A 2,979-nucleotide genomic window follows, 5' to 3' on the forward strand; every position below is an offset into this window, starting at 1 on the left:
GTGGTCGTCACCCTGCCCGGCCCGGTGCTGCCGGCCGCCGGCGGCTACCGGCTGCTCACGGACCGGCGGGCGGTGGCCGCCGAACTGACCAGGTCCTCCCCCGACCGGCTGGAGGTGTCCGACCGCACCACGCTGCGCTGGACCGGCGCCTGGGCACGGCGGCACGGGGTGCGGTCGGTGATGGTCTCGCACGAGAGCGCGGCCGGGGTGCTGCGCACCTGGGGCCTGCCCGGCCCGCTGGCGGGCACGGCGGCCGACCGGCTCAACGCGGCCACCGCCCGCGCCTACGACGCAGTGCTCTGCACCACCGACTGGGCCGCCGCGGAGTTCCGGCGGATCGGCACCCCGAACCTGGTCCGGGCCCCGCTGGGGGTGGACCTGGAGGCGATGCGACCGCTGCCGCCGGCCGCCCGCGCCGCCGAGCGGGCCCGCTACGCCGCTCCGGACGAGACACTGCTGGTGCTCTGCTCGCGGCTCTCGGCGGAGAAGCGGCCCGAGCGGGCGATCGAGGCCCTGGCCGAGCTGCGCGCGCGGCGGCACCCCGCGGTGCTGGTGGTCGCCGGGACCGGCCCGCTGCGGGAACGGCTGGCGGCCCGGGCCGCACGGCTGCGACTGCCCGTACGCTTCCTCGGGCACCTGGGCGGGCGTGCCGAGCTGGCCCGGCTGCTGGGCTGCGCGGACGTGGTGCTCGCGCCCGGGCCGGTGGAGACCTTCGGCCTGGCCGCGATGGAGGCCCTGGCCTGCGGAACCCCGGTGGCGGTCAGCCGCTCCTCCGCGCTGCCCGGCCTGATCGGGCTCGCCGGAGCGACGGCCGTCGACACGGGCAGTGGATTCGCCTCCGCGGTACGGCAGTTGCTGGGGCGGCCGGAGGACCTGCGGCGGGCCGCCGCCCGGGCGCGGGCCGAGCGGTACGGCTGGCCGGCGGCGGTGGCGGCGTTCCTGGCGGCGCACGGCGCGCACCACGACGAGGCGGTGGACGGGGGTCGGGACGAGCATGCTGGAAGCCGGGCGTGACCGGGCGGCGCGGGAGCGCCCCGCGGCGGCCGAACCACTGCGCTTCGTCGCACTCGGGGACTCGCTGACGGAAGGGGTCGGGGACCGGGTCGGCGAGGGCTGGCGCGGCTGGGCCGCCGTCCTGGCCGACGCGCTGGCACCCGAGGGGCGGGACGCGGAGTTCACCAACCTGGCGTACAGCGGGGCGCTCACCACGGAACTGACGATCCGTCAACTTCCGCAGGCGCTGGCGCTGCGGCCGCGGCTGGCGGCCGTGGTGGTCGGCGGCAACGACACCCTGCGCACGGGCTTCGACATCCGGCGCGCCACGCTGGAACTCGACGCCACGATGGGGGAACTGTCCGGCCACGGCGCCAGGCTGTTGACCGCCTGCCTGCCCGACCCGGGCAGCCTGCTCCGGCTCCCGGCACCGCTCGCCCGGCCGCTGGCGCGCCGGATGCGGGCGGTCAACACCGTGGTGCACGCCCTCACCGAGCGCCACCGGGCGATACACCTGCACATCACCGAACTGCCGTGGCTGGCCGAGCGCCGGCTGCTGAGCGTGGACCGCCTGCACCCCAGCGCCGAGGGCCACCACCTGATCGCCCTGCGGTTCCACGACCTGCTCACCGAGGCCGGCGGGTCCCGACGCACTCGCTTGCTCCGCTGTTGGCCTGGAGGTGGCCAACTCCATTGCGGTCCGGCGAGGTTACAGCACCGGCCACGTGCTCGTGCGGGGTCGGTCGGGTAGCGGTCAGGGCGTGCTCCTGGGGGTACTGGATCGGGGTGCGCAGTGTGCGGGGTGATGCCGGGTTTGGCCGTGCCGGAATTCGCAGGTATGGGCGGCGCGTCAGGCACGGCCTGCACCGGAACCGGTCCCTGCTCGAGGCCGGGTCGGCGGTGGGAGTCGAGGTCTGCCGTGCGCAGTGACCTGGCGGCGGTGGACTTCTGCCGAGTGCGGCGGTGGGTCGGCAGAAGTCGGTGTCCGGCTGACCAACCGGGCCGGTCAGTCGGACACCGGGGTTGGTCAGTCGGCCTCGGGGTGCGGAGGGTTCTGTTCGTCGGTCTGCTCCTCGCGGAGCTTTCGCATCAGCTCGGTGAGGCGGGTACTGCCGAGCGGAAGGCCAGCGTCGCGGACGGCCTGTTCGACGATCGCGCGGGTGAGGCGGCCTTCAGCGGCGACCGCCGCGCGGCCCACCTCCAGCAGCCGCTTCATCGACGCGCCCGGTGGACGCCCGATCGGCTTGTTCTCCGCCTCGGCGTCTCCGGAGGCTTCAGCCCGGGTGTCCGGGGCATCGACCGGTCGGTCATCGACTTCTGCCGGTTCGGGATCGGGCAACGCGTCGCGCCACTCGGCGGGCAGAAGTCCGGCGGCGGACATCAGCGTCAGCAGCGCGGTCTCCTCGCTGTGGTCCTCCGGCCGGTCCGGCCGCAGGACCGTTTCGCCGTCAGCCGTCACCAGGTCGGCAGAAGTCTCTGTGCGCGGAGAAGCGTTCTGCTCAGCGGGAGCGGTTGCGGCGTCGTAGCCGTGGCGGGCGATCAGGATGTAGAGGTGGACGGCGCCGCCGAGGGCGATCGGGGCGAGGGTGGACAGGATGCCGACGACGGTGTCGGTGAGCTTCAGCCCGCTGCCGGTGGTGGGCAGTTGGTTGAGGCGGACGGCATGCAGGGCGTTGGCCCAGACGCTGGTGGCGGTCGCTCCGGCGAAGAGCGTCCAGGCGTAGGCGCGGGCGGGCCAGCGGGCGTCGCGCAGGACGAGCAGGGCCCGGACGCCGTAGGCGATGAAGCCGTCGACGATGATCGGGAACAGGTAGGTGAGCGGGCCGCGCACGTGGGTCGCGCCGGCCATCTGCCGCAGTGCGTCATAGGAGAGGACGATGCCGAGGACGCCGAGCAAACCGACAGCGAGACGGTCCCAGAGGGTGACCCGGGCGGACGGGGTGTGGGCAGGGGGTATCGCGATGGTGGTCAAGGGTGGTGCTCCAG

The 2,979-nt window shown here is 74.8% G+C and carries 3 protein-coding genes; 2 read left to right on the top strand and 1 reads right to left on the bottom strand.

Features of this window, described 5'->3' with window-relative positions; all coding sequences use genetic code 11:
• Both ACIQOV_RS35150 and ACIQOV_RS35155 read left to right on the top strand, forming a co-directional pair.
• Positions 1–1,014 (top strand): glycosyltransferase (locus tag ACIQOV_RS35150; RefSeq protein WP_401054903.1); only part of this gene is annotated, 1,014 nt, incomplete at its 5' end.
• On the top strand, positions 995–1,744 hold the full coding sequence (locus tag ACIQOV_RS35155) for an SGNH/GDSL hydrolase family protein (protein WP_401054904.1): 750 nt from the start codon (positions 995–997) through the stop codon (positions 1,742–1,744). The genes ACIQOV_RS35150 and ACIQOV_RS35155, both read left to right, overlap by 20 nt.
• Positions 1,745–2,020: 276 nt before the next feature.
• On the opposite strand, the gene ACIQOV_RS35160 is transcribed toward ACIQOV_RS35155, so the two are convergent.
• Positions 2,021–2,979, bottom strand: a 959-nt coding sequence (locus tag ACIQOV_RS35160; RefSeq protein ID WP_401054905.1) for a DUF2637 domain-containing protein, incomplete at its 5' end; no start/stop codon positions are given.

This window comes from Kitasatospora sp. NPDC091257, from assembly GCF_044757675.1.
GTDB classification, from domain to species: Bacteria; Actinomycetota; Actinomycetes; order Streptomycetales; family Streptomycetaceae; genus Kitasatospora; species Kitasatospora lactacystinica.